The organism is Klebsiella pneumoniae (genome assembly GCF_000742135.1).
Classification (GTDB): domain Bacteria; phylum Pseudomonadota; class Gammaproteobacteria; order Enterobacterales; family Enterobacteriaceae; genus Klebsiella; species Klebsiella pneumoniae.
Window position 1 is genome coordinate 1683218 of record NZ_KN046818.1, and the last position, 24405, is coordinate 1707622.

Here is a 24405-nt window from a genome sequence, read left to right on the forward strand (position 1 = left end):
TCTGATGTGAATAAGCTTATATCCGGGACGACGTATGCGGTAGTGTGCAAAAATGACCTATACTGTTCCAAAAATGGAACAATGGAGGAAGGATGCAGGATCTCAATGACTTCGCCTGGTTTGTCCTGGTGGTAGACCATGGCGGTTTCGCCGCGGCGGGGCGAGCGCTTGACCAGCCGAAATCCAAACTCAGCCGTCGCATTGCGCAACTCGAGGAGCGGTTGGGCGTGCGTTTGATTCAGCGAACCACCCGTCAGTTCGCGGTCACCGAGGTCGGGCAGACCTTTTATCAGCATTGCAAAGCGATGCTGATTGAGGCCGAGGCGGCGCAGCAGGCGGTCGAGACGCTGCGCGCCGAGCCGCGCGGTAGCGTCAGGATCACCTGTCCGGTCACCTTGCTGCATGTCCATATCGGACCGATGCTGGCGCGATTTATGGCGCGCTATCCTGGGGTAACGCTGCATCTTGAGGCGACCAACCGCCGGGTGGATGTGGTCGGGGAGGGCGTTGATGTGGCGATCCGCGTCCGTCCCCGGCCCATCGAGGATAGCGACCTGGTGATGCGCGTGCTGGCGGACCGCGGGCACCGGCTGGTGGCCAGCCCGGATCTCATTTCCCGGCTCGGACGTCCGCAGGCGCCGTCCGAGCTGAGCGCTTGGCCGGGACTCAGCCTGGGTGCGAACAAGCATCAGCATAAATGGCAGCTCACCGGGCCCGGGGGAGCGAGAGCGGAAGTGTATTTCACGCCGCGAATGGTGACCACCGATATGCTAGCGCTGCGCGAGGCGGCGATGGCCGGCGTAGGCGTGGTGCAGCTTCCTTTATTAATGGTGCGCGATCAGCTGGCGTCAGGGGAATTAGAGGTGGTTCTGGACGAGTGGCAGCCGCGGCGGGAAGTGATCCATGCGGTATTTGCCTCACGGCGCGGGCTGCTGCCCTCCGTCAGGGCGCTGGTGGACTACCTCAGCGAAGAGTATCAGCGGATGGAGGAAGATTGATGGGTAGGCAGAGGTTTTTTGCCGGAACTCATATGTGAAAAGCGTCCGTACTTTTTCACGCACTCTTCGCAATCGCGTAGGCTCGTGAAAGATTGCTCACTGTGTGAGTCGTTTGCCGCTTGAGAGCGTTGGCTGTTATAAGCAACCTCTGTTTTTTTCGATACATCGTTTTACTATGACCGTCTGGTATTATTTAAGCAATTTTGCCATAACGTCAAAAAACATTGGCAGATCATCCTTGAGTGAGAAGGTCGTGTTTATTGCCTGACGAGCGATTAAACCGTCAATAAGGGCAAAAATAATGATCGTGATTTCTTCAAGGTTAATATCACGGCGAAACTCTCCGGCAGCGATACCCTCCTGGATGAGCCGCGCGAAGCTTTTCCGCATGATGTCATCACTGGAGATATACGTTTTTCGCAGTTCTGGATTACGCGCAGACTCAGCCATGATTTCAACCCAAAGTTGATGCGTGATAGGGTAACCGATCTCGCTAATACAGGACGTGACTTGTGCACAAAGGCGATCAAAATAAGAGCCTGCATAGGTCGCATTATGGGCAGTCAGCGCGGAGTTCTGTTCTTCCAGTACAATAGCCTTAACAAGCTCATCCTTACTTTTGAAATACGTATACATTGCTCCTTGACTAATTCCTGCCCGGGTAGAGATTTCACGTACGCTTGTCGCACTAAAGCCTTTTTCCGCAAAGCAGGCAGCAGCAGCCGTAATCAACTTATGGTAGGTTTCGGTTTTATTTAACATATCGGCATCTTGGTAAATTCGGTGTCCAGACTTTAACGCGCTTTTATGCAAGGAGCCAGAGCTAAACTCTGTCGTCTGGCTCCTGGATTTCGTCTTACTTTAGAAGGGGTAATTCACTGAGCATGTTCTTGAGATTCAGCATGTCCCAGGGCAAATGTTCAGCGATTGTCAGGCCAACGGGGACTGCTTTTGTCGTCGCTGCCGCTATCAGATTGAGTACATCCTCAATCGTCAGTTTGCCTTCAGCAACGTCGCCAAAATCGTGTTTTCCGCGCCCCGGTTTTGCAAAAAGAATGGAGCGGAACAGAGATGGGTCGAGTACGTCCAGATCGATATGGATCGCCAGATACGCAATCTTTTCTTTCGCTATCCACTCCAGGACTTCATCTGCACCGCTTTTAACCTGTTCAGGTGCTAGCGTCGTAATGTTATGGCGAGTGAGGTATTCAGCTTCATAAGGAAGTGGCGCGTGGATACCCGCAATCATTATTTTTGACGGATTAAGTTTGGTTTTTACATGGGCAACTAAATCGTTATCACCCGTACCCATTAGCGCACCAAGCACATGGGCATGCGCGTTTGGATATTGTTCAGCCGTCTGCACGTCAGGATGCGAGTCAATCCAGAGCACACCGAGTTTGTCTCCGAACTTATCGAGCAGGTGGGCGAAAGGCGCCAGCGAAACCAGGCAGTCTCCGCCTAAAATGACAATGCTATTGGGATCATGTTTTTCAATCAGTGCGGCAGCATTATTGAGTTGCCTGATGAGGGATGGCTTAGCCGTGATGTCATTAATCCTTGGCAATGGCTCTGTTGTTGGTAACTCAACAGGAACGATCTCAACGGGCCCTTTTGCTTCAGGAGAGAGAAACGAGAGGAGCTGCGAGCCAAGATAGTAGGGAGGATTGTTACCGCCTTGCCATTGAGGGAATATAAGTCGCAGTGTTTTGCTAGTCATTGGTACCTTCTGTGTTGTCATGCGCTAAAGTGAATGAACGTTCATTCACTTTTACATTGAATTACGGTCGATACGCAAGTAACAAAGCACTTTTCGTTAATGCATAACGTACACCATCCGGAGCGATATGATTTTCGTTATGCCGGGTGGCTCAAAGCGGAAGAGGGGATAGTGTTGGCGAACATCTTCGCTGCGCTGTTAATCGTGTGAAGAAGAGTCTGGCTTTGACAATACTGCGTAATGTCTGTGGTCAGTTGTCGAACCCCGGTCGGGGGTTCTCATCCCCCCCTGTGGAGAATATAAAAGAAAAGAGCCCGTACTTTCGTACAGGCTCTCATCTCGAATATGGCGGTGAGGGGGGGATTCGAACCCCCGATACGTTGCCGTATACACACTTTCCAGGCGTGCTCCTTCAGCCACTCGGACACCTCACCATATTGTCTTTCCCGTTGTTGTCGGGAACGGGCGCTAATGTAGGGAAATACGTATCGCCCGTCAATCAACTTTTTGCAAAAAAAGCGCGTTTAGACAAACTTCGAGCAACTTGCTCCTTAAACGTGCGAAATCCGTTTTTTTTGTCGCCAGTAGCTTTTCCCTTTTCGCTCCGGGGAAATTTGTTATGCTGGCAAACCAATAGAAAACAATGAGTAAAATAAGACGCCAGCGTCAATCGGCCAAAGGCGTCTGCTATCAGGAGCCCCTATGGAGATTATTTTTTACCATCCGACCTTTGATACCCAATACTGGATCTGTGAGCTGGAAAAGCAGTTACCCGGCGCGCGGGTGCGCGAGTGGAAAGCGGGCGATAACCGGCCGGCGGACTATGCCCTGGTCTGGCATCCGCCGGTAGAGATGCTGCAGGGCCGGGCGCTGAAGGCCGTGTTCGCCCTCGGGGCAGGGGTGGACTCTATTCTCAGCAAGCTGCGCGACCATCCGGATATGCTGCCGCTGTCGATTCCGCTGTTTCGTCTCGAAGATACCGGTATGGGACGGCAGATGCAGGAGTATGCCGTGAGCCAGGTGCTGCACTGGTTCCGCCGCTTTGATGACTATCAGGCGCTGAAGCTGGTTTCCCGCTGGCAGCCGCTGCCAGAGTACCGCGCCGACGAATTCACCGTCGGGATTATGGGCGCCGGCGTGCTGGGGGCGAAGGTTGCGGAAAGTCTGCAACCCTGGGGGTTCCCGCTTCGCGTCTGGAGCCGTAGCCGCAAATCCTGGCCGCAGGTGCAGAGCTTCGCCGGCCAGGCCGAGCTGGGCGAATTCCTGCAGGGCACTCGCGTGCTGATCAACCTGCTGCCGAATACCGCCGAAACCGCCGGCATTATTAACCAGACGCTGCTGGCGCAGTTGCCTGATGAGAGCTATGTCCTCAACCTTGCTCGCGGCGTGCATGTCGTTGAAGAGGATCTGCTGGCGGCGCTGAACAGCGGTAAGCTCAAAGGGGCGATGCTCGATGTCTTCAGTCGCGAACCGCTGCCGCAGGAGAGCCCGCTATGGGCGCATCCGCGGGTGGCCATGACCCCCCATGTGGCGGCAGTGACCCGTCCAATGGAAGCTATCACCTACATTGCGGAGACCATTAGCCGGCTTGAGCGAGGGGAGCCGGTAAGCGGTCAGGTCGACCGCCAGCGCGGTTATTAAGACGAGAGAACCCCGCCACGGCGGGGTTTTTGCTAATCAATAGCCCGGTTTCCTGCTATTCTTGCGGCAAACAGAAGAGGAGAATGTGATGTATCCCGTTGACCTGCACATGCATACCGTCGCCAGCACCCATGCCTACAGCACCCTGCACGATTATATTGCGGAAGCAAAGCGTAAAGGGATCAAACTCTTCGCCATCACCGACCACGGCCCGGACATGGCGGATGCTCCGCACTACTGGCACTTCGTTAATATGCGCATCTGGCCCCGCCTGGTAGACGGGGTGGGGATCCTGCGTGGTATTGAGTCGAATATTAAAAATATTGAAGGCGAGATCGACTGTTCCGGACCGATGTTGACTTCCCTCGATCTGATCATCGCCGGATTTCATGAGCCGGTGTTTCCGCCGCAGGATCGTGACACCCATACACAGGCGATGATAGCCGCGATGGCCAGCGGTAAAGTGCATATGATTAGCCATCCGGGTAATCCGAAATTCCCGGTGGATATCCCGGCGATTGCCGAAGCGGCGGCTCGCTACCAAGTGGCGCTGGAGATTAATAACTCCTCATTCGTATCATCGCGCGTGGGCAGTGAAGACAACTGCCGGGCCATCGCCGCCGCAGTGCGTGATGCCGGGGGATGGGTGGCGCTGGGCTCGGACTCTCACACCGCCTTTACCCTCGGGGAGTTTACCGAATGCCGCAAGATCCTTGATGCGGTCGATTTCCCGGAGGAGAGGATCCTCAACGTTTCTCCGCGTCGCCTGCTTAACTTCCTCGAGTCGCGGGGCATGCCGGCGATCCCGGAATTTGCTGACCTTTAATTTGTATAACTGGAATAACTGAATGAACGAGTTTTCAATCCTCTGCCGCGTGCTGGGTTCGCTGTATTACCGTCAACCGCAGGACCCGCTGCTGGTGCCGCTGTTTACCCTGATCCGCGAGGGCAAACTGGCCGCCAGCTGGCCGCTTGAGCAGGACGAGCTGCTGGCGCGTCTGCAGAAAAGCTGTGAAATGCAATCCCTGGCGACGGACTATAATGCGCTGTTCGTCGGTGAAGCCTGCAGCGTCCCGCCGTACCGTAGCGCGTGGGTGGAGGGTTCCTCGGAAGCGGAAGTTCGGGCTTTTCTGAGCGAACACGGCATCCCGACAGGGGAAGGTCCGGCGGATCATCTCGGCTCGCTGCTGCTGGCCGCCTCCTGGCTGGAGGATCATGCCGCAGAAGACCAGAGCGAGACGCTGGAGCTCCTGTTCGCCGACTATATCCTGCCGTGGTGCGGGACGATGCTGGGGAAAGTCGAAGCCCATGCGCACACGCCGTTCTGGCGCACCATGGCGCCGTTGACCCGCGACGCCATCGCCGCGATGTGGGACGAGCTGCAGGAAGAAGATGAGCAATAATATGTGATGCAAATCACCATATGAATGCAACTGAAAGAAAGTTCATTCATATACTGTGTTTTAGATCGCATTCTTCCGGCGCGTATCTGCTAGGATACGCGCCATGAACATACTCTTCGCAATCGCATTAACGACAGGCATCCTCTCCGGGATTTGGGGGTGGGTGGCGGTCGCTCTCGGCCTGCTGAGCTGGGCCGGATTCCTCGGCTGTACGGCCTATTTCGCCTGCCCGCAGGGCGGCTTGAAAGGGCTGGCCATCTCGTCCTGCACGGTGATGAGCGGCGTGGCCTGGGCGTTAGTGATTATCCACGGTAGCGCGCTGGCGCCACAGGTGCAGATCCTCAGCTATATGATGACCGGTGTGGTCGCCTTCCTGATGTGCATTCAGGCGCGACGGACGCTACTGTCGTTTGTCCCGGGCACCTTTATCGGCGCCTGCGCGACCTTCGCGGCAGACGGCGACTGGCGTCTGGTGATCCCTTCCCTGGCGCTGGGTCTGGTCTTTGGCTATGCCATGAAAAATAGTGGCCTGTGGCTGGCGGCCCGTGCGGATAAGCATAAATCGTTCGCCAACGACAACGCCTGATCGGCGGGACGACTAAAAAACAGGACCTTACGGGTCCTGTTTTTTTATCTTCTCGTCACCGGACAAAGCGATAATCTTGCTCCCGCAGGCGAGAATGCCCTAGTATCGGCAGAAAGCCGTATCCACACGCTATGCCGACAGGAGGAGAAATGGCTGTTAAACCTGAGGTAATTCTCGGCGATATTACGACACTTGATGTCGATGTGATTGTTAATGCGGCAAATCCCTCGCTGCTGGGTGGTGGCGGAGTAGACGGGGCCATCCACCGGGCGGCCGGTCCCGCGCTGCTGGCGGCTTGTAAGCAGGTGCTGCAGCAGCAGGGCGAATGCCCTCCCGGGCATGCGGTAATTACTATTGCCGGCAATCTGCCGGCCAGCGCGGTGATCCACACCGTGGGCCCGGTCTGGCACGGCGGCGACCGCATGGAGGCGCAAACCCTGGCCGATGCTTACAAAAACAGTCTGCAGTTGGCCTCGGCAAACAACTATCGCTCCATTGCGTTTCCGGCGATAAGCACCGGCGTGTATGGCTATCCGAAAGAGGAAGCGGCGGCGATCGCCGTGCGCACCGTCACCGCGTTTCTCACTCGCTATAACCCTCTTGAGCGCGTCCTGTTCGTCTGTTTTGACGAGGAAACGGCGGCTATCTATCGCCGCCTGCTGGCGTCATACCCCTGATTCAACAGAATAGGCTATGATAACCGCCAGTCTTGACGGGAATGATGGGTAGCAGGAGGGAGCAGGGTGTCAGAAGGAAAAGTCCAGCAGAAACAGCAGGCGCGCCGCGCGGAGATCGTTGTCGCTGCGCAAAAATGTTTCGCTGAAAAGGGGCTGCACGGCGCTTCCGTCGCCGATATCGCCCGGGAAGCGGGCCTGAGCGTCGGTCAGCTATATCGCATTTTTGCCAGCAAGGAAGCGATCATCGAAGCGATTGTTAGCGAAATCGTCAACGCCAGAGTCGGGGAGATGATCGATGAGAACCACAATCTGGCGCGTAAAGCGGCGGTTTTGGCCGGCAGGATCCCGACGTCGGCAGCCACCAAAAGCGATAATTATCTGCTGATGGAGATCAATGCCGAGGCCTCGCGTAACCCACGCTTGCGTGAGATCCTGATGCAGGCCGATCGGCGGTTGAAAGAGGAGGGCGGTCGCCTGTCGCAGCGCTACCATCCCGGGCTCAGCGATGCGCGACGCAATGCCGCATCAGAGCTCATCGCCGTTCTGACAGAGGGGGCAGCCTACCGCTGTGAGCTGAGCGCCTCCACCCCGGTCGATAAGGCAGATTTAGAAGCCCTGTACAATATGATTTTCGACCGGCTTTTTGACGAGCAGGCATAATACGGCACGCCTGGCGTGCCGCACAGGCTAATGGTTAGCTGGCCGAGGCTGGGGTTTTGGCCGGTTTGTTCATCGGTTTACCGGAGAACAGGAAACGCAGCAGCGGAATGCGCAGGTGAATTTCATACAGGATCAGGGCAATACCCACCACAAAAACCAACCCGCCAATAAAGCCTAAGGTATTGGACTTAATGACCGGGGTGATCCACGCCCCGTACAGCAGCGTCAGCGGATGGTGCACCAGGTAAATAAACAGCGAAGCATTGACGAAATAGGTTACGCGCGCCGACTGGAAGTTCAGCAGGCGATGGCCGAGCGAAAAGACCACATTGACCATCCACAGCCCAAGCACCATGGTGATCACCGATTCCGTTTCATACATCCAGCCGTCGCCGGAGCCGTACTGCTGGTTCAGCCGGTAGGCGATAAATCCCAGCAGCGCCGCTGCGCAGCACCATGGTGACGGGGTGGTAAACATCGCCTTCAGACGCGGATTAATAAAGGTCTGCGCCCCCAGCACAAAGAAGGGAAGATAGAACAGCGTCTGCATCACCACAAAGTTAAACAGACCATTGCTAAGCAGCGGCGGGTAAATCAGGAACAGCGATCGGCGGATCAGCGCGTAAAGCACCCCCAGCGCAAGGAAAATCATCGTTAGCTGGCCCATAGTGACAGTGTCACCAAAGGCTGAGGCGCCCCCTGCCGGGCGGCGCGTCAGCCATTTAAACAGCACCACGCCCAGCGAGGTCAGCACCACCAGCACCAGTAAAAACCACAGGTGGGAAATAAGCTCCCACGCCAGGGTGTTAAATTTGTCGTACCCGGAAAGGGTGTGCCAGTTTTCCGCCTTGCCGTTGACGTACTGCAGCATAATAAACTGCGGCAGCGTCAGCAGTGGGATAGCGGTCAGCAGCGGAATACCGACCCGTTCGACGCGCACTTTCCACCACTTTTTCAACGGGTAGCGCAGGAACAGCATGTAGGAGAAATAGCCGGAGATGACGAAAAAGACCTGCATCCGGAAGGCATGGATGAAGTCATTAAACAGCGTCAACCACCACGAGGGCTCAGCGCTGTTGACATGCCAGCTGTGGCTGGAATAGATCAGCGAAATGTGGAAAGGGATCCCCAGCAGCATCAGCCAGGCGCGGATGCTGTCGAAGAAATATTCACGCTGTACCGGAGTATTATTCATACGATTCACGACAATCTCAGATAATTCGTCTTATCACTCAAGATGATAACGCTTACATTATCAGCAACCCTACATGAACTCGGGGTACCTGTCTCCAGGATAAGCACGCAAAGTGCAAACGGGATAGCGAACTGTTTATTCCCTGCGCCGCTACGCTGAACAAAGCAGGGATTATGTTGTCGGATTGCCTGAGTTTCCATTAAAATAGATCGGATCGATTTAAGCACACAAAGGGGGAAGTGCTTACTTATATGAAACATAAACCACAGATGATGAAAATGCGTTGGTTAAGCGCAGCCGTAATGTTGTCCCTGTGTACTTCATCTGCATGGGCATTTAGCATTGATGACGTTGCAAAAGAGGCCAAAACGTTAGCCGGGAAAGGCTATGAAGCGCCGAAGAGTAACCTGCCCTCCGCTTTCCGCGACATGAAATACGCGGATTACCAGCAAATTCAGTTTAATCACGATAAAGCTTACTGGAATAACCAGAAAACCCCATTCAAGCTTGAATTTTACCATCAGGGTATGTACTTCGACACGCCGGTCACCATCAATGAAGTGACGGCCACCAGCGTGCGCAAAATTAAATATAGCCCGGACTATTTTAACTTTGGTAACGTTCAGCACGATAAAGACACGGTGAAAGACCTCGGTTTCGCCGGCTTCAAAGTACTGTATCCGATCAATAGCAAAGATAAGAACGATGAGATCGTCAGCATGCTCGGTGCCAGCTACTTCCGCGTGCTGGGTCAGGGTCAGGTTTACGGCCTGTCCGCGCGCGGCCTGGCTATCGATACCGCGCTGCCGTCCGGCGAAGAGTTCCCGCGTTTTCGCGAGTTCTGGATCGAGCGTCCTAAAGCCTCCGACAAACGTCTGACTATCTATGCGCTGCTGGACTCCCCGCGGGCAACCGGCACTTATCGCTTTGTCATCATGCCGGGACGCGACACCGTGGTAGATGTCCAGTCCAAAGTTTACCTGCGTGACAAAGTGGGCAAACTGGGCGTGGCGCCGCTGACCAGCATGTTCCTGTTCGGTTCCAACCAGCCTTCTCCGGCGCTTAACTATCGTCCGGCGCTACACGACTCCAATGGTCTGTCGATCCTGGCCGGTAACGGCGAGTGGATCTGGCGTCCGCTGAACAACCCGAAACACCTTGCCGTTAGCAGCTATGCGATGGAAAACCCGCAAGGGTTCGGCCTGCTGCAGCGCGGCCGTCAGTTCTCGCGCTTCGAGGATCTCGACGATCGTTATGACCTGCGTCCGAGCGCCTGGATCACCCCGAAAGGGGAGTGGGGCAAAGGGAAAATCGAACTGGTTGAAATCCCGACCAACGATGAAACCAACGATAACATCGTGACTTACTGGACGCCGGATCAGCTGCCGGAGCCGGGCAAGGAGATGAACTTCAAGTACACCATCACCTTCAGCCGCGATGAAGACAAGCTGCATGCGCCGGATAACGCTTACGTTATGCAGACCCGCCGCTCTACCGGCGACGTGAAGCAGTCGAACCTGATCCGCCAGCCGGACGGCACCATTGCTTTCATTGTCGACTTCACCGGCGCCGATATGAAAAAACTGCCGGCGGATACCCCGGTCGCCGCCCAGGCGAGTACCGGCGATAACGCTGAAATCGTTGAAAATACCGTGCGTTACAATCCGGTGACCAAAGGCTGGCGAATGATCCTGCGTTTGAAGGTGAAAGATCCGAAGAAAACGACGGAAATGCGCGCCGCGCTGGTTAACGGTGATGACACGTTGAGCGAAACCTGGAGCTATCAGCTGCCTGCCAATGAATAAGATAACAAAGTACATTGACGCATTGCCGCTGTCGGACGCCGAGAAATCGGCGCTGCCGGACACCAGCCTGCAGGCCGTTCATCAGGCCCTGGATGACGACCATCAGACCTTCGCCCGCGAAGACGACTCCCCGCTGGGGTCGGTCAAGGCACGGCTGGCGCATAGCTGGCCGGATTCGCTGTCTGGCGATCAGCTGGTGAAGGACGATGAAGGCCGTACTCAGCTGCATGCGATGCCTAAAGCCAAGCGCTCCTCAATGATCCCGGACCCGTGGCGTACCAACCCGGTCGGCCGCTTCTGGGACCGTCTGCGCGGACGCGATGTCACGCCGCGCTATCTCTCCCGTCTGACGCAAGAAGAGCGCGAGAGTGAGCAAAAATGGCGTACCGTCGGCACCATTCGTCGCTATATCCTGCTGCTGCTGACGCTGTCGCAGACCGTGGTAGCCACCTGGTATATGAAAACCATTCTGCCTTATCAGGGCTGGGCGCTGATCAACCCGGCCGACATGGTGGGGCAGAACCTGTGGATCTCGTTCATGCAGCTGCTGCCGTACGTGTTGCAGAGCGGCATTCTGATCCTCTTCGCGGTGCTGTTCTGCTGGGTTTCCGCCGGCTTCTGGACCGCGTTAATGGGCTTCCTGCAGCTATTGATCGGCCGCGATAAGTACAGTATTTCCGCCTCGACGGTCGGTGACGAACCGTTGAACCCGGCGCACCGTACGGCGCTGATAATGCCGATCTGTAACGAAGACGTTGACCGCGTTTTCGCCGGCCTGCGGGCGACCTGGGAGTCGGTGAAAGCGACCGGTAACGCCGCTCATTTCGACGTCTATATCCTCAGCGATAGCTATAACCCCGATATCTGTGTGGCTGAGCAAAAGGCGTGGATGGAGCTGATTGCCGAAGTGCAGGGCGAAGGGCAGATCTTCTACCGCCGCCGTCGTCGTCGAGTGAAGCGTAAGAGCGGCAACATCGATGACTTCTGCCGCCGCTGGGGCAGCCAGTATAGCTATATGGTGGTGCTGGACGCTGACTCGGTGATGACCGGTGAGTGTCTGAGCAGCCTGGTGCGCCTGATGGAAGCGAACCCGAATGCCGGGATCATTCAGTCTTCCCCGCGCGCCTCGGGCATGGACACGCTGTATGCGCGTTGCCAGCAGTTTGCCACCCGGGTGTACGGTCCGCTGTTTACGGCGGGTCTGCACTTCTGGCAGTTGGGGGAGTCCCACTACTGGGGCCACAACGCCATTATCCGCGTGAAGCCGTTCATTGAGCACTGCGCGCTGGCGCCGCTGCCGGGCGAGGGCAACTTTGCCGGCTCGATCCTGTCGCACGACTTCGTCGAAGCCGCGCTGATGCGCCGTGCCGGCTGGGGGGTGTGGATTGCCTACGATCTGCCGGGCTCCTATGAGGAGCTGCCGCCGAACCTGCTGGCCGAGCTGAAACGCGACCGTCGCTGGTGTCAGGGCAACCTGATGAACTTCCGCCTGTTCCTTGTCAGAGGGATGCACCCGGTTCACCGGGCGGTGTTCCTTACCGGCGTGATGTCCTACCTGTCGGCGCCGCTGTGGTTTATGTTCCTTGCCCTGTCGACGGCGTTGCAGGTGGTGCATGCCCTGACCGAACCGCAGTACTTCCTGCAGCCGCGTCAGCTGTTCCCGGTGTGGCCGCAGTGGCGGCCTGAGCTGGCCATCGCGCTGTTCGCCTCGACCATGGTGCTGCTGTTCCTGCCGAAGCTGCTGAGTATTATTCTGGTGTGGTGTAAAGGGCCGAAAGAGTACGGCGGATTTATCCGCGTCACGCTTTCACTGCTGCTGGAGGTCCTGTTCTCGGTCCTGCTGGCGCCGGTCCGTATGCTGTTCCACACCGTCTTCGTGGTCAGCGCCTTCCTCGGCTGGGAGGTGGTATGGAATTCGCCGCAGCGTGATGATGACTCCACGCCGTGGGGGGAAGCCTTTATGCGCCACGGCTCGCAGCTGCTGCTGGGGCTGGTGTGGGCGGTCGGGATGGCATGGCTGGATCTACGCTTCCTGTTCTGGCTAGCGCCGATTGTTGTCTCGCTGATCCTCTCGCCGTTCGTATCGGCGATTTCCAGCCGGGCGACAGTGGGCCTGCGCACCAAGCGCTGGAAGCTGTTCCTGATCCCGGAAGAGTATTCGCCGCCGCAGGTGCTCAAGGATACCGATGCGTACCTGACGATGAACCGTCAGCGTTCGCTGGACGATGGCTTTATGCACGCGGTGTTTAACCCGTCGTTTAACGCCCTCGCCACCGCAATGGCCACTGCGCGCCATCGTCAGGGTCATATCCTGGAGATCGCCCGCGAGCGCCATGTCGAGCAGGCGCTGAATGAAACGCCGGATAAGCTGAACCGCGATCGCCGACTGGTGCTGTTGAGCGACCCGGTAACCATGTCGCGTCTGCACTATCGCGTATGGGCCGCGCCGGAGAAATACTCTTCATGGGTGAACGCCTATCAGCAGTTGGCGCTTAACCCGCTGGCGCTGAAAACGAAATAAGCCGTACGTTAAGGAAAATACCGGCAGCGATGCCGGTATTTTTTATCTGAAATACGAGGATGTGGATGCGAATACTACCGATCATTGCCATGGCGCTGCTGCTCAGCGGCTGCGGCAGCATTATCAGCCGTACGGTGCCCGGGCAGGGGCATGGCAATCAATATTACCCGGGCGTACAGTGGGATGTTCGCGATTCGGCATGGCGCTATCTCACCATTCTCGACCTGCCGTTCTCGCTGGTATTTGATACGCTTCTGCTGCCTCTGGACGCCAGCCACGGACCCTATAACTGATTAACGCTCGTCCCACTCGTCGGCTGCCGTCTGCCCCTCTTCGGTGTCCAGCGAGGGCTCGAGCTGAAATTCGCCTTCATCCCATTCGTGGAGCGTATTTTCCTCCAGCCACTCCTGACGCAGCTCTATCTCATCATAATCCCCGTCGAAGACGCTCTGCGCGGCTTCGCCGCTGAGCATCGGGAGGCATTCGCCTTGTTCCTCTTCGTCAGCAAAAAATTCGGCCTGCCAGGCGATATCGCCATCCTGCAGCACATACTTTTGAATGTTGAGCTGCTCAACGTTGGCGCTCTCTTCATCGCTGTCAGGGTTGTTGGCGAGAAATTCTTCACGTGCTGCATCAATAGCTTCTTCAAGCGTGGCGTAGAACATCGAATCCTTTGGCATAGCGAATCTCCTGAGAAGAATATGAATTGAACACGATTCAATCTATAGAAGGCGGTACGCACGGCGTCAAGGGACAGAGCCCCTCTCGACGTTAATTTACTGAATGCGACGTATCCGCGGCTGGCCGACGCAGGCTGAGGGTGGAGTAGATCGCATTAAACAATACCACCCCTGCGGTGACCAGAAATACAGCGCGGAAGCCATAGTTAGCGGAAACCGACGCGCCAATCAGGGGGCCGGTAACGTTGCCAATATCGCGGAACGACTGGTTATAGCTGAAGATTCGCCCGGAGATCTGGCTGGTCGAGTTGTACACCAGCAGGGTTTGCACCGCCGGCAGCAGCGCGCCGTCCGCGGCGCCGAGCAGGAATCGCAGGATACCTAACTGCAGCGGGGTCTGAACGAACGACATCGGGATCAGGAGTAGCACCGAGATAATCAGCGCGACGATGAGGATTTTTTCCGGCCCGATGCGATCCCCCAGTTTGCCCAGCCGCGGGGCGCTCATCAGCGCGGCAATGCCCGGCACCGAGGCGATCATTCCGCTGATAAAGGCGATGTTACTGACGTTGCCCGCGAGATCGCGTACATAAAGCGTCAGGATCGGCGCAATGGAACCGGTGGCCACCTGGATTATCAGCGAGGTCACAAACAGGCTGAGCACCAGTTTGGGATTCTGCAGCGAGGAGAACACCTCTCTGGCACTGAGCATCTCTTTCCTGGCGATCGGCACAAAATTTTCGCGGATTAAAAACAGGGTAAACAAGAAACAGATAAATAGTACCGCCGCGGTCATAAAGAAGACGGTGCGCAATCCCCAGTGGTCGGCCAGGAAGCCACCTGCCAGCGGGCCGAGCAGGGCGCCGCTTACCGCGCCGGTAGACAGTGTCCCCAGCGCCCAGCCGCTTTTATGGCGCGGGATCTGGGTGGCGATCAGGGCGTTGGCGTTAGGAATAAAGCCGCCCAGCAGGCCGAGCAGTGCGCGCAGCAGCAGAAACTGCCAGATATTCTGCGCCATTCCCATCAGCATCATCACGATGGCCATCCCGAGGGCGGAACGCAGCAGCATGATTTTTCTCCCCTTGCGATCAGCAAGCCCCCCCCAGAACGGCGAGGCGATGGCGGAGAAAAGAAAGGTAATACTAAAGACCAGCCCGGACCACATGTTCAGGGCGCTATGCCCGGTGACGCCGAGCTGTTCGACGTAGAGTGGCAGAAAGGGCATGACCAGGCTGAAGGCGGCGCCGGTTAAAAAGCAGCCAAGCCAGGTCACGGTCAGGTTTCGTTTCCAGTTAATGGGGGTTTCAGCAGACGACATAGGGTTCCACTGGCCTGCGCGGCAGGTCAAATTAAGAGAAAATATGAGCCTGCTAATTATGCGCCTGAGAAATAGATGCCGCAATGGAGGAGAGCTTTTAAAGCTAAAGGAGAGCCTAAAGCCTGAGCGGCGAAGCTTCCCGGCCGGGATGAGCGCGGCCGGGAAAAGGGATCAGTAGCGGGAGGGCATGCCTTCGGGGCGGGTTTTGAAGCGACGATGGAGCCACATATACTGTTCCGGGGCCATCATGATGCACTGCTCAACGATCTTGTTCATCCACGCGGCGGTGGTTTCCGCGTCGTCCAGCGGCGGGGAACACTCTGGCGGCAGGATAATCAGTTCATAACCTTTACCGTCCGGTTTGCGGCGCGGGACGAAGGGCACGACGCAGGCTTTGGACATTTTCGCCAGCATCCAGGTGCCGGAGGTGGTCGCCGCCTGGTCGACCGCAAACAGTGGGGCAAAGACGCTGGCGGTCGGGCCGTAATCGTGATCCGGTGCGTACCACACCACTTCGCCTTTTTTCAGTGCCCGGATCATGCCTTTCAGATCCTTACGGTCAATCATATCCTTGTTGGAGCGCAAGCGGCCCCAGGTCTGCAGCCAGTCGATCACCGGGTTGTCGTTGGGGCGATAGACGCCAATCCCCGGCTCGTTCATACCGAACATCCGCGCTCCCATCTCGAGAGTGAGGAAATGAATACCGATCAGCAGAATGCCGCGCTGCTGCGCCTGCACATCGCGAATATGCTCAAAGCCGATGGTGTCGGTCCAGCGGGCGATACGGCGAACCGGCCAGAACCAGGCCATACCGGTCTCCATCAGCCCCATGCCCACCGATTCAAAGTTCATCACCACCATCCGCTGGCGTTCCTGCTCGCTTTTCTCGGGGAAGCAGAGCTCAAGGTTGCGATAGGCGATTTTCGCCCGGCGCTTCATAAAGCGCATGGCCAGACGGCCGATGGCGTTCCCGAGGCGGTAGATCAGCGGGTAGGGCAGTTGGACAACCAGCCACAGCAGGCCGATACCCAGCCACAGCAGCCAATAGCGCGGATGCAACAGCGCCGGAGAAAATTTAGGCAAATGAGTCATTTCATACCCGTATCAGTGAGCAACGTCTTATATTATCGCATTTTTTTACCGGCCAGCCAAAGGCGGCGACAGTCAGCTCGTTTTGTTAAGCGGGGCGCGACCGGGTGAGAGAAATGTAGCGTTAAATGTAGGGATGTAAATTAAACAGCTTTGCTATATTATGCCCGCCGTTTATTTCCTCATTTCTATGTCGAGCAGGTACACCATGCCAGTGTTACACAACCGCATTTCAAATGAGACGTTAAAGGCGCAAATGCTGGCTGAAACCGAGCCGCGCACGACGATCTCGTTCTATAAATATTTCACTATTGTCGACCCGCAGGCGACCCGTGATGCGCTGTGGGTTGCCTTAACCCAGCTGAAGGTCTTTGGCCGCATCTATCTGGCCCGGGAAGGGATCAACGCGCAAATCAGCGTGCCGCAAAGCAACGTTGAGGCTCTGCGTGAGTTTCTCTATGGCTTCGATCCGGCGCTGGCGGGGCTGCGTTTCAATATCGCTGTGGAGGACGATGGTAAGTCTTTCTGGGTGCTGCGCCTGAAAGTTCGCGATCGTATCGTCGCCGACGGCATCGACGATCCCTCGTTTGACGCCTCCAATGTGGGGGAGTATCTCAAGGCGGCGGAAGTCAACGCGATGCTTGACGATCCGGATGCCGTGTTTATCGATATGCGTAACCACTATGAATATGAGGTGGGCCATTTCGAAAACGCGCTGGAGATCCCGGCGGATACCTTCCGCGACCAGCTGCCGAAAGCCGTGGAAATGATGCAGGACCATAAAGACAAGAAAATTGTCATGTATTGCACCGGCGGCATTCGCTGTGAAAAAGCCAGCGCCTGGATGAAGCATAACGGCTTCAATAAGGTCTGGCACATCGAGGGTGGCATCATCGAGTACGCCCGTCGCGCCCGCGAGCAGGGGCTACCGGTGCGCTTCATTGGTAAAAACTTTGTCTTTGATGAGCGGATGGGCGAGCGGATCTCCAATGACGTTATCGCGCACTGTCATCAGTGCGGCGCGCCGTGCGACACCCATACTAACTGCCTGAACGATGGCTGCCATCTGCTGTTTATCCAGTGCCCGAGCTGCGCCGAGAAGTTTGCCGGCTGCTGTAGCGAAGCCTGCATGGAAGAGCATAAGCTACCGGAAGAGGAGCAGCGTAAGCTGCGCGCCGGGCGTGAAAACGGCAACAAAATCTTTAATAAATCCCGTGGCCGGCTGAATACCAAACTCGGGATCCTCGACCCGGAGCCGTCAGAAAAACCATAACCAGACGAGATCGATGATCGCCAGCAGCAGCCAGAGCGCCAGGTAGATCATAAAATGCTCGCGCACGTTGTTGACCAGCATATTAAACAGGCGACGCATAACCGCTCTCAATCACTAACGGCCTCAGCAGAGGCCGTTTCTTTACCCAACGGCAAAAGTGCCGCATTCCATTACGCGTTAAAGCGCGCCAGAGAAAAGGGGGCCAGATTGAAGCTCGATGCTTCGCCCTGAGCAAACTGACTGGCAATTTCGCCCAGCACCGGCGCAAACTTAAAGCCGTGGCCGCTCAGCCCGGTGATCAGCAGCGTGTCTGGCCTGCCTGGCAACGTATCGATAATAAAGTCCTCATCGACGGTATTGTCGTAGGTACAGGAGGCGCCGTGCAGGCAGCCGCCGATGCCAGGCAGGACGTTACGCAAAAACGGGAAGGATTCGGAACCATCGCTGGCGACAGCGCCAAACGCTACCCGTTCCTGCGGGGTGGAGATCGGCTGGCCGCCGTTATGCTTGCCAATTTTCAGTTCATTATCTTCCGCCGGGAAACCGTAATATTGCTCGCCATTGGGCAACTCGCCGGTGAAGGCCGGAAAGTGATTCTTGCTGCTGTAACGGCCATCGGCCTGGTACCAGGCGAACACCTTGCGTACCGGCTGGATAGGGAGGTCCGGAAGCAGGCGGGTGACCCAGGTGCCGGCGCTGACCAGCAGCTTTTTACCATGATATTCACCGTCGAGGGTATCGATGGTGATCCCGTCAGCATGGTGATGAATAGCCGAGACCGGACAGTTGAATAGCTGCGCGCAGCCTGCTTCCCGCGCCAGACGGATCCAGGTTTCGACGGCCAGTTCGCTGCGCAGTACGCCGGAAGCGGGTTCGAAAATCGCCCGATAGTCATCGGGGAGGCGTATCTCCGGCCAGCGCTGCATCACGGCCTGGGCATCCAGCTCTTCCACCTCAAGCTGGAACGCACGGGCGCTGGCGGCGACGTTGGCGAGAAAAGCGGAGCTGGCGGGGCCGAGGTTAATGACGCCGGTGCGTTCAAACACGGCTTCGCCACTGATCTCTGCCAGTTCATCCCATAGCTGCTGGGCACGCAGCACCAGCGGAACATATTTCTCACCTTCGCCATAGGCGTGACGGATAAGACGGCTGCTGCCGTGATGGCTGCCTTCCTGGTGAGGAGGTTGATGGGCATCGGTCATCAGAACATTGAGTCCGGCACGGCGCGCATAATAGCCAGCGGCGGCGCCGACGGAGCCGCTGCCAATAATGATAAGATCGTATTGCATGGTGAGTTCCGGGTAATTGCCTTGTTAGCAGGGTAATTAACTCCCTGTGCTTATACAAGCCCGAAAATAATTCAGGCACCCGCAGGTGCCTGTTAAGTTTAATGTTAAGTCATTCGCAAGCCGCGTTAATGTCGGCGATACTCGTTTTCCTGGTATTCGCCAGATTCAATCTTCGCAATGCCTGCTTCCAGGATTGAAATAAACTGACGTGCGACGTCCGTCGTTAGCCATAGCGTCTGGCCGATCTCAGCATCATTACTGTTTTCTTGAGTGGGGTTCTGGTAGTGCAGGCGCAACATCAGCGCATCGTAGCTATCAACGGTGCTGATGTCCCATCCAACGAGGGGATGGGTCTGAATGACTTCATTATTTTTTTCCATCATAACCCCTTATTCATATGTTAAAAGACAACAATTCTCGAGGTTTAATGCATATTTTTTGAAGCAAGTTAATTATATCAGGGATCAAGAATAAACTCGAGAAATTAAATGAAAGGCAGCATGATTTTCTTCTTTTGCCGCTTTTTTACTCAAGATAAGCGCGTAAAATGGCCACTTTAGTCGATATTGAGCAGAATAATCAGGACTATTCTGAACAGAAGAGGGGATAAAAAAAGCCGGGGCGACCCGGCAAAAAAAGCACAATGAGGGAGCAAACCAGAGTAACTGGATCCCGCCATGCTTCAGGAGAGATCGTGGACAAACCAGTCGTCCGCGCTTTCCCATGTTTCCTGCAGGATTTCGCTTATCCGGTCTTTGTCTTCTTTCAGGGCGCCAAACACCGAGAGCTGATTACCGGTGGCGTAGCGGACGCTCACCTGGCTATCGATGGCCGGGAATTGCTCGGCGATACGGCGAGAGAGTTCGTTATTCAGCGCTTCCAGCGCGCCGTTAGGTAAGGCGGTCGTTTTGGCGATAGACACTTCAATGCGCATAATTGCCCCCTGCGTTTGATACTGGTTATTTATACAGTATCTGGTTGGCGTTGACAACAGGGGGCTGCGTTTTTATTTCTTCACGGTCCAGCGAACGGTTTCACCCGCCAGGAAGGGCACCAGGGTGTCATTAGGCAGGGCAATGCTGTCCACAACGGTCGTCTCTTCACGCACCAGTTCAACGTAGCTCTCATTGACCGGCAGACCGTAGAAGCGCGGGCCGTTCAGCGAGCAGAAAGCCTCAAAGTGCTGCAGAGCGTTCATTTCTTCAAACACCGTGGCGTAGCTGCCGAGGGCGGTCGGGGCGTTAAAGCAGCCGGCGCAGCCACAGCTGGCTTCCTTACGGTGGCGGGCGTGCGGTGCGGAGTCGGTGCCGAGGAAGGCGCGGCTGAAGCCGCTGGCGACCAGCTCCCGCAGAGCCTGCTGATGAATATTGCGTTTAAGTACCGGCAGACAGTACAGGTGAGGGCGAATGCCGCCCACCAGCATATGGTTGCGGTTGAACATCAGATGCTGCGGGGTGATGGTAGCAGCCAGCAGTTCGTTACCGTCACGCACGTACTCGGCGGCGTCTTTGGTGGTGATATGTTCAAAAACCACTTTCAGGCCGGGCAGGCGCTGGCGCAGGGGCTCCATCACCGTCTCAATAAAGCGCGCTTCACGATCGAAAATATCAATCTCGGCGTGAGTGACTTCGCCGTGAACGAGCAACGGCATCCCCAGTTTTTCCATCCGCTCCAGCACTGGCATAATGGCGTCGGTGCTGGTGACGCCGTGGCTGGAGTTAGTGGTGGCATTGGCCGGGTAGAGCTTGGCGGCGGTGAACACCCCTTCGTTAAAGCCGCGTTCCAGCTCCGCTGGGTCGAGAGAGTCTGTCAGATAGCAGGTCATCAGCGGGGTAAAATCATGCCCGGCCGGCACGGCGTCCATAATGCGCTGGCGGTAAGCGATAGCCGCCGCGACGGTGGTGACAGGCGGCACCAGATTCGGCATCACGATCGCCCGGCCATAAAACTCACTGGTATAAGGCACGACGGTTTTCAGCATATCGTCATCGCGCAGATGGATATGCCAGTCGTCTGGGCGGCGGATTTTCAATACCTGGGATTGTGCTGTCATGGAAGGCTCCGGCTAATAGGTTCAGTCATCAGGGCTGTTTTTTGCCAGGCACTAAGGATAAGCGTAAACGTTTTCCTTTGCACTCATTTCCGTAAAAAATTCAGGGCGCCGTAGCGCCCTGGAGATTAATTGGTAAAGGGGATGACAATCTCGCCTGGCTTCACCTCTATACCTTTGGCGTATTTCTTCGCCAGCGCTTCGCCGGTGCTGGCGTCCTCACGCAGGACATAAGCCGGCTGCTGGCTGAAGTAGCTGCGCAGAGACTGATTCAGGTAGGGGAGCAGGGCCTGAATAACCGACTGCAGCTTCTCCGGCGCCACTTTGGCATCGACCACTTCCATTTCCTGCAGGAAGATGGCGCCTTTCTCTCGGTCAAAGGTTGGCAGCGCTTTGAGCTTCAGATCGATCGTCGCTTTCTGCGTGCCGAACAGGGAGTTAAGATCGACGTTGGCGATCCCGCTCAGGGTGACTTTGCCCGGCTCCTCGCGCCCGATAGCGCTGGTCAGGTTCTGCAGTTCGATATGGGCGTCGGCAACGCCTTTCAGACCAATATCTTTGGCGAAATGGTTTCGCTTCTGCAGGGCCTGGTTAATCTCTTGCTCGCTTACCGTGTATTGGGTCAGCTGATTACAGCCACTCAGCAGGCCGCTGACAATTAGCGCGGCGGCGATCAATATCTTTTTCATGGGGTTCCTCAAGCTCATACCTTCCTTCATCCTGACACAAAGCATCATGACCTGTCAGCACCCATCGCGCCAGCAGAATAGGCTGAAAGCAGGAGAAACCGCCGCCGCGCGCATCAGGTGCGCGGCTCCAGCATACCGGAGGCAGAGCGTTTCGGACTGAATTGCCACCATAGCGCCAGGAAGGTGATAACCCCGATGGCGCCGAGCATCAGCCACGGCAGTTCGGGCTGGCCGACGGCTTTCCCGGCATCAAACAGCCAGCCGCCGCCCGCGTAACCCAGCGCGCCGCCGAAGGCGAGCCCCAGACGGCTGAAACCCATATAGCTGCCACGCGCCCGGGCGTCCGCCAGCGAAGCGCCCAGCGTCTCGCGGGCGGGTTCGGCAATGATAGAGCCGATGTAAAACAGGCAAATCAGGGTAAACAGCTGCTGTAAACTGCTGGTCATCCCGATGGGGAGCATGGCCAGGGTCATCACCAGCAGACCGGCCATCAGCCGGTGCTCAAGGCGGAAGCGTTTTTCGCTCCAACGGGCAATAGGATAGAGCAGGGTGAGCGAAATGGTGGCTTCGATGGCGTACATCCATTTCACGGCGGCCGGCGAGCCGGCGATGTCATTCACCATGATCGGCAGCATCAGCATCACCTGCACCGCCAGCATATAATAGCCGGTCAGCGTCAGGACATAGGTGACGAAGCGTTTGTCCCGCAGCACCCGGCCCAGACCCTCGCGAATCGGCGTTTTCACCGTCGAGAGCTTCCATGCCGGCAGATACCAGGCGTTAAACGCGGCGCAGGCGATAAACAGCGCGGCGCCGGCGCTGCACACCAGGCGAAAATCATACTGCAGCAGCCAGCTGCCCAGCAGCGCGCCAATCACCGCGCCGGCGCTATCCTGCATCATCAGGATGGAGAAAAAGCGGCCGCGCTGATGCGGACGCACCAGCTTAACCACCAGCGCCGCCCGCGGCGGATCGAACAGTGTACCGCCGAGTCCGGAGAGTATGCACGAGAACCACAGCACCCACGGCTCATGGGCGACGGCCATCGCCGCGAAACCGCCGGCACGCATCAGCATGCCGGTGACGATCATCGGTTTCGCGCCGAAGCGGTCGGCGATGGCGCCGCCAAAGATGCCTAATCCCTGCTGTACCAGCTGGCGCAGGCCGAGCGCAATGCCGACCATCAGCGCTGCCCAGCCCATCTGATCGACAAAGCGGATGGAAATCAGCGGAAAAACGACAAAAAAGCCCAGCACGACCAGCATGTTATCGACTAACAGGAAATATTTACCCAGGCTCCTTGCCTGCGAGACGCGGGACATTTCCCCTCCAGGGAAAAATAGAGATAAGCGAGGATATTCTGCGGGCAATCTGCTGCTTTTCCCAGCACCCTTGCGACAATATTTTTTTATCAAAAAGCAAGATCGATTGAGCCTATTCATCGAAAAGAGGAGATGGCGCAGAAAATGGTATGTTGCTGTTTTCACACTATCGTGCAGGAAAGGTATAGTGATGAAAGCAAGAGTGAAGTCAGGGGGACTGAAAAAGGAAATGTTTGGCTATCGCAGTAACGTGCCGAAGGTGCGTTTGACGACGGACCGGCTGGTGGTGCGCCTGGTTCACGATCGTGACGCCTGGCGTCTGGCCGATTATTACGCCGAAAATAAAGCGTTCTTAAAACCCTGGGAGCCGGTTCGTGACGACAGCCACTGCTATCCCTCCGGATGGCAGGCGCGTCTGTCGATGATCGCTGAGTTTCATAAGCAGGGGTCAGCTTTTTATTTCGCGCTGCTCGACCCTGAGGAAAAAGAGATCATCGGTGTGGCGAATTTCTCCAACGTGGTGCGCGGATCTTTCCATGCCTGTTATCTTGGCTATTCCATTGGCGAGAAGTGGCAGGGGCAGGGGCTGATGTTTGAAGCGCTGACGTCGGCGATTCGCTATATGCAGCGCACGCAGCATATTCATCGCATTATGGCCAACTACATGCCGCATAATCAGCGCAGCGGCGCGCTGCTGGCGCGGTTGGGGTTTGAAAAAGAGGGTTACGCCAAAGATTATCTGCTGATTGACGGGCAGTGGCGTGACCATGTACTGACGGCGCTAACGACGCCGGACTGGTCTGCGGGACGTTAAGGAGAGAGGATGAAATATCAGTTAACTGCGCATGAAGCGCGCGTCATTGGCTGCCTGCTGGAAAAGCAGGTCACCACCCCCGAGCAGTATCCGCTGTCGGTAAATGCTGTGGTGACCGCCTGCAATCAGAAAACCAACCGCGAGCCAGTGATGTCGCTGAGCGAAGGCGAGGTCCAGGCCCTGCTGGATACGCTGGTGAAACGGCACTATCTGCGCACGGTCAGCGGATTCGGTAATCGCGTCACCAAGTATGAACAGCGCTTTTGCAACTTCGAATTTGGCGATCTGAAGCTTAGCGCCGGCGAGGTCGCGGTGGTCACGACGCTGCTGCTGCGCGGTGCTCAGACGCCGGGCGAATTACGCAGCCGGGCGCAGCGGATGTATGAGTTCAGCGATATGGCGGAAGTGGAAAGCGTGCTGGAAGGGCTGACGACGCGCGAAGATGGCCCCTTCGTCGCCCGGTTGCCCCGGGAGCCGGGAAAACGGGAAAGCCGCTATATGCATCTGTTTTGCGACGATATGGACACGCTGATCACCACAGTGGAAGCTCTCGCGCCGCTGGACGATGACGGCGATCTGCGCGCCAGGGTTGAAGCGCTGGAGGGCGAGGTGGCGGAGCTGAAAGCGCGCCTCGATTCGCTGTTACACCATCTGGGAGACTAAAACGTGGGGACA

Annotated in this window: 26 protein-coding genes and 1 tRNA gene; 13 read left to right on the forward strand and 14 right to left on the reverse strand. The window is 56.6% G+C overall.

The genetic code is table 11. The features are described 5' to 3' along the window. Nucleotides 1-92: 92 nt before the first annotated feature. A complete protein-coding gene (locus DR88_RS17290; protein ID WP_025860842.1) occupies nt 93-998 on the forward strand; it encodes a LysR family transcriptional regulator in 906 nt (301 codons plus the stop codon). 189 nt (nt 999-1187) lie between these two features. On the opposite strand, the gene DR88_RS17285 is transcribed toward DR88_RS17290, so the two are convergent. From DR88_RS17285 to DR88_RS17275, 3 genes are all read right to left on the reverse strand, one after another. After that, complete coding sequence (locus DR88_RS17285) at nt 1188-1760, reverse strand: TetR/AcrR family transcriptional regulator (RefSeq protein ID WP_004147899.1); 573 nt, start codon at nt 1758-1760, stop codon at nt 1188-1190. Nucleotides 1761-1854: 94 nt separating this feature from the next. Continuing rightward, nucleotides 1855-2718 carry an arginase family protein gene (locus DR88_RS17280; RefSeq protein WP_004176596.1) on the reverse strand — a complete coding sequence of 288 codons (864 nt, stop codon included), beginning with the start codon at nt 2716-2718 and terminating at the stop codon, nt 1855-1857. 346 nt (nt 2719-3064) lie between these two features. Next, nucleotides 3065-3152, reverse strand: a tRNA-Ser gene (locus tag DR88_RS17275). Nucleotides 3153-3420: 268 nt separating this feature from the next. Between DR88_RS17275 and ghrA the strand changes: the two genes are divergently transcribed. The 6 genes from ghrA to DR88_RS17245 all read left to right on the forward strand — a co-directional run bounded on the left by ghrA (nt 3421) and on the right by DR88_RS17245 (nt 7685). After that, nucleotides 3421-4359: a glyoxylate/hydroxypyruvate reductase GhrA gene (gene ghrA, locus DR88_RS17270; protein WP_004147901.1), complete on the forward strand. Its 939-nt coding sequence runs from the start codon at nt 3421-3423 to the stop codon at nt 4357-4359. A gap of 88 nt (nt 4360-4447) precedes the next feature. Further along, a complete protein-coding gene (locus DR88_RS17265) occupies nt 4448-5185 on the forward strand; it encodes a phosphatase (RefSeq protein ID WP_004140764.1) in 738 nt (245 codons plus the stop codon). 22 nt (nt 5186-5207) lie between these two features. Beyond that, a complete protein-coding gene (locus DR88_RS17260; protein ID WP_004140758.1) occupies nt 5208-5762 on the forward strand; it encodes a TorD/DmsD family molecular chaperone in 555 nt (184 codons plus the stop codon). A 103-nt stretch (nt 5763-5865) separates the two neighbouring features. Continuing rightward, complete coding sequence (locus tag DR88_RS17255; protein ID WP_002898950.1) at nt 5866-6348, forward strand: DUF1097 domain-containing protein; 483 nt, start codon at nt 5866-5868, stop codon at nt 6346-6348. Nucleotides 6349-6497: 149 nt separating this feature from the next. After that, nucleotides 6498-7025: an O-acetyl-ADP-ribose deacetylase gene (ymdB, locus tag DR88_RS17250; RefSeq protein WP_004176593.1), complete on the forward strand. Its 528-nt coding sequence runs from the start codon at nt 6498-6500 to the stop codon at nt 7023-7025. A gap of 66 nt (nt 7026-7091) precedes the next feature. Then, on the forward strand, nt 7092-7685 hold the full coding sequence (locus DR88_RS17245) for a TetR/AcrR family transcriptional regulator (protein ID WP_004179313.1): 594 nt from the start codon (nt 7092-7094) through the stop codon (nt 7683-7685). 34 nt (nt 7686-7719) lie between these two features. On the opposite strand, the gene mdoC is transcribed toward DR88_RS17245, so the two are convergent. Continuing rightward, complete coding sequence (gene mdoC, locus DR88_RS17240; RefSeq protein ID WP_004140754.1) at nt 7720-8880, reverse strand: glucans biosynthesis protein MdoC; 1161 nt, start codon at nt 8878-8880, stop codon at nt 7720-7722. Nucleotides 8881-9131: 251 nt separating this feature from the next. Between mdoC and mdoG the strand changes: the two genes are divergently transcribed. From mdoG to DR88_RS17225, 3 genes are all read left to right on the forward strand, one after another. After that, nucleotides 9132-10685 (forward strand): glucans biosynthesis protein MdoG, encoded by a 1554-nt coding sequence (gene mdoG, locus DR88_RS17235; RefSeq protein WP_032443831.1) that lies wholly within the window; start codon nt 9132-9134, stop codon nt 10683-10685. Further along, a complete protein-coding gene (gene mdoH / locus DR88_RS17230; protein ID WP_004147905.1) occupies nt 10678-13206 on the forward strand; it encodes a glucans biosynthesis glucosyltransferase MdoH in 2529 nt (842 codons plus the stop codon). The genes mdoG and mdoH overlap by 8 nt, the downstream gene beginning before the upstream one ends. 65 nt (nt 13207-13271) lie before the next feature. Then, entirely contained in the window at nt 13272-13499 is a 228-nt protein-coding gene (locus DR88_RS17225) for a YceK/YidQ family lipoprotein (protein ID WP_002898978.1), read from the forward strand. Here the strand turns inward: DR88_RS17225 and DR88_RS17220 are convergent, their stop codons facing one another. The 3 genes from DR88_RS17220 to DR88_RS17210 form a co-directional block, all read right to left on the reverse strand. Next, nucleotides 13500-13886 (reverse strand): MysB family protein, encoded by a 387-nt coding sequence (locus DR88_RS17220; RefSeq protein ID WP_002898981.1) that lies wholly within the window; start codon nt 13884-13886, stop codon nt 13500-13502. It abuts the gene before it with no gap. 91 nt (nt 13887-13977) lie between these two features. Further along, entirely contained in the window at nt 13978-15204 is a 1227-nt protein-coding gene (gene mdtG / locus DR88_RS17215) for a multidrug efflux MFS transporter MdtG (protein ID WP_002898984.1), read from the reverse strand. Nucleotides 15205-15375: 171 nt separating this feature from the next. Then, nucleotides 15376-16296: a Kdo(2)-lipid IV(A) acyltransferase gene (locus DR88_RS17210; protein ID WP_025860851.1), complete on the reverse strand. Its 921-nt coding sequence runs from the start codon at nt 16294-16296 to the stop codon at nt 15376-15378. A 205-nt stretch (nt 16297-16501) separates the two neighbouring features. Between DR88_RS17210 and trhO the strand changes: the two genes are divergently transcribed. Then, complete coding sequence (gene trhO / locus DR88_RS17205) at nt 16502-17566, forward strand: oxygen-dependent tRNA uridine(34) hydroxylase TrhO (protein ID WP_002898987.1); 1065 nt, start codon at nt 16502-16504, stop codon at nt 17564-17566. On the opposite strand, the gene DR88_RS17200 is transcribed toward trhO, so the two are convergent. The 7 genes from DR88_RS17200 to mdtH all read right to left on the reverse strand — a co-directional run bounded on the left by DR88_RS17200 (nt 17552) and on the right by mdtH (nt 22916). Further along, on the reverse strand, nt 17552-17665 hold the full coding sequence (locus tag DR88_RS17200) for a DUF2770 family protein (protein ID WP_002898988.1): 114 nt from the start codon (nt 17663-17665) through the stop codon (nt 17552-17554). The genes trhO and DR88_RS17200 overlap by 15 nt on opposite strands. Before the next feature lie 71 nt (nt 17666-17736). After that, a complete protein-coding gene (gene solA / locus DR88_RS17195) occupies nt 17737-18855 on the reverse strand; it encodes an N-methyl-L-tryptophan oxidase (RefSeq protein ID WP_004147915.1) in 1119 nt (372 codons plus the stop codon). Between the two features lie 125 nt (nt 18856-18980). Further along, nucleotides 18981-19235, reverse strand: coding sequence for a biofilm formation regulator BssS (bssS, locus tag DR88_RS17190; RefSeq protein WP_002898992.1), 255 nt, complete (start codon nt 19233-19235; stop codon nt 18981-18983). A gap of 302 nt (nt 19236-19537) precedes the next feature. Continuing rightward, the gene (gene dinI / locus DR88_RS31280) at nt 19538-19789 is read right to left on the reverse strand and encodes a DNA damage-inducible protein I (RefSeq protein WP_002898994.1); all 252 of its coding nucleotides are present in this window, start codon (nt 19787-19789) and stop codon (nt 19538-19540) included. Nucleotides 19790-19861: 72 nt separating this feature from the next. Next, nucleotides 19862-20908: a dihydroorotase gene (pyrC, locus tag DR88_RS17180; RefSeq protein ID WP_004176586.1), complete on the reverse strand. Its 1047-nt coding sequence runs from the start codon at nt 20906-20908 to the stop codon at nt 19862-19864. Between the two features lie 125 nt (nt 20909-21033). After that, on the reverse strand, nt 21034-21594 hold the full coding sequence (locus DR88_RS17175; RefSeq protein WP_004150824.1) for a lipoprotein: 561 nt from the start codon (nt 21592-21594) through the stop codon (nt 21034-21036). 113 nt (nt 21595-21707) lie between these two features. After that, nucleotides 21708-22916: a multidrug efflux MFS transporter MdtH gene (gene mdtH, locus DR88_RS17170; protein ID WP_002899096.1), complete on the reverse strand. Its 1209-nt coding sequence runs from the start codon at nt 22914-22916 to the stop codon at nt 21708-21710. A 229-nt stretch (nt 22917-23145) separates the two neighbouring features. Here mdtH and rimJ point away from each other — a divergent pair, with 229 nt between their 5' ends. Then, nucleotides 23146-23730, forward strand: a complete 585-nt coding sequence (gene rimJ, locus DR88_RS17165) for a ribosomal protein S5-alanine N-acetyltransferase (RefSeq protein ID WP_002899099.1) — start codon at nt 23146-23148, stop codon at nt 23728-23730. Between the two features lie 9 nt (nt 23731-23739). After that, entirely contained in the window at nt 23740-24393 is a 654-nt protein-coding gene (locus DR88_RS17160; RefSeq protein WP_025860854.1) for a YceH family protein, read from the forward strand. The last annotated feature ends 12 nt before the right edge of the window (nt 24394-24405 follow it).